Origin of the sequence: Kitasatospora sp. NPDC096140, from assembly GCF_040303045.1 — a bacterium.
Classification (GTDB): Bacteria; Actinomycetota; Actinomycetes; order Streptomycetales; family Streptomycetaceae; genus Kitasatospora.
In genome coordinates, this window is record NZ_JBEOUW010000104.1 from 1 (window position 1) to 4141 (window position 4141).

4 protein-coding genes and 1 pseudogene are annotated in these 4141 nt (G+C 72.9%); 3 read left to right on the forward strand and 2 right to left on the reverse strand.

The annotated features are described in order from the left end of the window. Both ABT048_RS41535 and ABT048_RS41540 read right to left on the reverse strand, forming a co-directional pair. Positions 1–96: pseudogene (locus ABT048_RS41535) on the reverse strand (electron transfer flavoprotein subunit beta); the annotation flags it as partial. A 302-nt stretch (positions 97–398) separates the two neighbouring features. Further along, a complete protein-coding gene (locus ABT048_RS41540; RefSeq protein WP_350526844.1) occupies positions 399–812 on the reverse strand; it encodes a thioredoxin family protein in 414 nt (137 codons plus the stop codon). Between the two features lie 219 nt (positions 813–1031). On the opposite strand from ABT048_RS41540, the gene ABT048_RS41545 reads away from it, so the two are divergent. The 3 genes from ABT048_RS41545 to ABT048_RS41555 all read left to right on the forward strand — a co-directional run bounded on the left by ABT048_RS41545 (position 1032) and on the right by ABT048_RS41555 (position 4029). After that, a complete protein-coding gene (locus ABT048_RS41545; RefSeq protein ID WP_350526845.1) occupies positions 1032–1457 on the forward strand; it encodes a DUF4395 domain-containing protein in 426 nt (141 codons plus the stop codon). Positions 1458–1732: 275 nt separating this feature from the next. Then, complete coding sequence (locus ABT048_RS41550; RefSeq protein WP_350526846.1) at positions 1733–2503, forward strand: lysophospholipid acyltransferase family protein; 771 nt, start codon at positions 1733–1735, stop codon at positions 2501–2503. 242 nt (positions 2504–2745) lie between these two features. Further along, positions 2746–4029 (forward strand): TolB family protein, encoded by a 1284-nt coding sequence (locus tag ABT048_RS41555; protein ID WP_350526847.1) that lies wholly within the window; start codon positions 2746–2748, stop codon positions 4027–4029. Positions 4030–4141: the final 112 nt, after the last annotated feature.

Sequence of the window (4141 nt, forward strand, 5' to 3'; positions counted from 1 at the left end):
CACGCCCTCCCGGTCCGTGGTGTGGTCGTCCGCGAAACGACGGTCACCCGTCGCGTCCGGCACGTACTTCACACAGACAACGATCCTCAAGCTCACGGCCTTGTCTCCTGTACTGGTCTCGTCCGGCGGCTGCGGCTGTGCAAGCGGGCGCGAACACGGAACACACCCGCTCCGGGCAGCGAATTCCCGTGCCGGTCCGGAACTTCCTGGCAGCATACTCGCCGGTAGCCCAGTGGTCACTACTGGCCAGTAGCTTACGCCGGGCACCCGCGCCCGCCGCCTGCGCCCATCCTGCCCCAGGCGGGGGCCGACTCCACCCGACGGGGCGGACCAACCGCGACCGGATTCCGCCCCGGCGGGGAACCGCAGCCACGGGTCGACACCCCGACGGGGATTCCTCAGACCGCCTGACCGAGCGCCGCGATCACGTCCGCCTTGCGCGGCTGCCCCGCCGCCCGGCGCACCACCCGGCCGTCCGCGTCCAGCACCAGGACGGTCGGCGTCCGCCGGATCTCCAGGCGGCGGGCCAACTCCAACCGCGCCTCGGTGTCCACCTCGACGTGCTCGACCCCCTCGACCATGCCCGCCACCTCGGCGAGCACCCGCCGGGTGGCCCGGCAGGGCTGGCAGAAGACCGTCGAGAACTGCACCAGCGTCGCCCGCGAGCCGAGCGGCCCGCCCAGCTCGGCCTCCGACAGCCGTACCGTCCCGTCCTTGGAGCCCACCCTCATCCTTCCGTCGTGCCAGGCCCGCAGCAGCCCGAACGTGGTCGCCAGCGCCAGCACGACGACGCACACCACCAGCCCGGTCATCCCCCCAGTCTGCGCCAGCCCGGGCGGCCCCCGAAAGACGGTCGACCGCCCGGGGCGGGCCGCGTACGATCGGCCGGTGGACTCCGAGCGCTCCTCACCGCCGTTGCCGACCGCCCGCCGCGTCACCGCCCCGGGCCGGGCCATCGACCTCCGCAGTCGCTGACGCCCCAGTCGCCACCGCCCGCCGCTGCCGCCCGTCGCGACCCCTCCGGAGCCCCCGTGCAGACCGACCCCCGCGGTCCCCGCTTCTCCGCCGCGCTCACCTCGGCCGTCCTGATCGTCGTCCTCCTCACCGGCAGCAGCGCCCTCCTCGCCGGCCAGGCCGTGGTCTTCGCCCTCGGGGCCGTCGGCGGCTTACGCCTCTCCCCGTACGACTGGATCTTCCGGATCCTCGTCCTGCCCCGGCTGGCCCCGCCGTCCGAGACCGAGGACGAACGGCCGCTGCGCTTCGGCCAGGGGATCCTCATGGTGTTCGCCGCGATCGGCGTACTCGGCCACGTGACCGGGGTGACCTGGCTCGGCCTGCTGGCCACCTCGGCCGGCCTCGCCGCCGCCTTCCTCAACGCCGCCTTCGGCTACTGCGTCGGCTGCGAGCTCTACCCGGTCGTCCGGCGCGCCCAGGGCCGCCTCACCGCCGGGGCCTGACCCGGCCGCCACCACCGGCCCGCCCCCTGCTGCCCGCGCCCACGACAGCCAGGCCCGGGCAGCGGAAAAGTTCCCGTAGTAATTCATCACGGAGATCACACCGGGAAAATCGGCTTGACCGCACGCCTCAGGTGACAGCAGGCACTCGTTCGGGGGATCATCTCCGTGAATCACCCGTGACCGCCGCGGCGTGCCGTGCTCCGGTCGGCACCGGCCGCGCAACGTCGCGGGACCCCGCCGAACCGGGCTCCGGCCCGTGGAAGTCAGGACTGACCGTGGCAGAGTTCGTGTACCCGCCGGTGATCGGCGCCGCACTCACCGCCTTCCGCGCGCTCGACGTGCGGATCAAGATCGTGGGCGCCGAACACATCCCCGCCAGGGGGGGAGCGGTACTGGTCAGCAATCACATCAGCTACCTGGACTTTCTCTTCGCCGGCCTCGGCGCCTACCGCGGCGGCCAGCGCAAGACCCGCTTCATGGCCAAGGACGACGTCTTCAAGCACCGGATCTCCGGCCCGCTGATGCGCGGCATGAAGCACATCCCGGTGGACCGCGCCGACGGCCAGCCCGCGTACGAGGCCGCCGTGCGCGCCCTCAAGGCCGGCGAGGTCGTCGGGGTGTTCCCCGAGGCGACGATCAGCCGCTCGTTCATGCTGAAGAAGTTCAAGACCGGCGCTGCCCGGATGGCCGCCGACTCCGGCGCCCCGCTGCTGCCCGTCGTCCTCTGGGGCACCCAGCAGCTCTGGACCAAGGGCCGCCCGAAGACCCTGACCAAGCGCCACGTCCCGGTGACGATCATGATCGGCGAACCGATTCACCTCGGGCCGGACGACAAGCCCGTCATGGTCACCAGAAGACTCCGCGCCGCCATGAGCGAGATGCTCGACCAGGCCCAGCGCGAGTACCCCGGCAAGCCCTCCGGCCCGGACGACACCTGGTGGCTGCCCGCCCAGCTCGGCGGAACGGCGCCCACCCTGGAGGTCGCCGAGGCCGAGGACGAGGCGGAGGCCCTCGCCAAGGCCGAGCGCCGCGCCGCCCGGGGCTGACCCCTCCCGCCTCCCGCTGCTCCGTCCGCACTCCGGCCCGGTCCTCCGCACGGTTGTTCCCCGCGGCCACTCCGCGGGGTTACTCCATGCGGCCGAGCGAACGCGATCCGTCGCGTGTCGCCCGGCGCTCGACACCCTCGCTCTGACACAGTGACAGCTCCTTTCAGGGGCCTTCGTCCTGAATCGGCGACGGGGGCACACGTCGATGCGGTCGGCAAGGATCGCAGAGGTCGGAGGCGGAGATGGCACGGATCACCGGCACAGGGCAGTCACCCACGAGCAGGGCCCGCACCCGCGCAAGCGCAGGTGCGGGCCTTCTGCTTCTGGGTGCCCTGCTCACCGGCTGCGGGGCCGAGCCCGGGGAGATCCCCCTCTCGGAGATCCGGCCGGAGTCCCCCACCGCGACCCCCGAGCCGACGTCCGCCGTGGTCGACGCAGCAGCGGGAGCACCCGCCGCAGTCACTGCGCACAACGGACTGATCGTCAGCCGGGCCTACACCGACACCTCCCGCAGCACCAGCGCCATCGTCACCCTCGCACCCGACGGCAGCGGCCAGCACCAGATCACCCAGCCCCCGGACCGCGCGCGCGACGACCGCCCCGACTGGTCCCCCGACGGCACCACCGTCGCCTTCGACCGCACCGACCCGCAGAGCGGCGTCGCCCGCCTCTGGACGGTCGCCACCTCCGGAGAGGGCGCCCACCAGATCAGCCAGCTCTGCGACAGCTCCAGCGGCGGCGCCGACTGCGCCAACGAGGACGAACGCGCCCCCGCCTTCTCCCCCGACGGCAAGCAGCTCGCCTTCAGCCGCACCTGGGGCGCCCAGGACCCGGCCGACAAGACCCGTTCCCAGTACTCGGACCTCTACCTGATGAGCCCCGAGGGCACCGACGTCCAGCGGCTCACCTTCCTCACCAACGACAAGCCCTACTCCGGCTCGGTCAGCAACCCCAGCTGGTCCCCCGACGGCAAGCAGCTCACCTTCGAGTACCGCACCAGCGCCACCGGACAGCCCGCCAACAGCCGCGCCATCTACGTCGTGAGCGCGGACGGCACCGGGCTCCGTCAGCTCACCCCCTGGGAACTGCGCGCCGGCGACCGCGCCGACTGGTCCCCCGACGGCACCCGGATCCTCTTCACCACCTACCCGGCCGGCCCCGAGAACGCCCCCGGCGGCGGCATCTACACCATCCACCCCGACGGCACCGCCGTCGGCGCCCTCACCCCCGCGCCCTCCGACGCCTTCTACGGAGCCGCCGCCTTCGCCCCCGACGGTCAGTCCATCGTCTTCGCCCAGGCTCCCGCGGGCGCCGGCGCCGACCTGTACAGCATGCGGCCGGACGGCACCGGCGTCGCCCGCCTCACCACCACCGCCGACAAGTGGCTCAACCGTCCGGCCTGGGGCACCGCCGAACTCCCCGCCGCACCGGCTGCCACGGCCGGAGCCACGGCCGAGGCAGCCGGGCCCGCGGCCCAGGCGCAGGGACAGCAGCCGACGGAGGAACCGCAGTCCGACGACGAGTGACCCGACGGCCGAAAAGGCCCGGGAAACGCGAAGAACCCCCATCCGGAATCCGGATGGGGGTTCTTCAGCAATGATTGTTCGGCGGCGTCCTACTCTCCCACAGGGTCCCCCC

Coding starts and splice junctions, on each gene's coding strand:
- ABT048_RS41540 (WP_350526844.1), bottom strand. CDS start 812: ATGACCGGGCTGGTGGTGTGCGTCGTCGTGCTGGCGCTGGCGACCACG.
- ABT048_RS41555 (WP_350526847.1), top strand. CDS start 2,746: ATGGCACGGATCACCGGCACAGGGCAGTCACCCACGAGCAGGGCCCGC.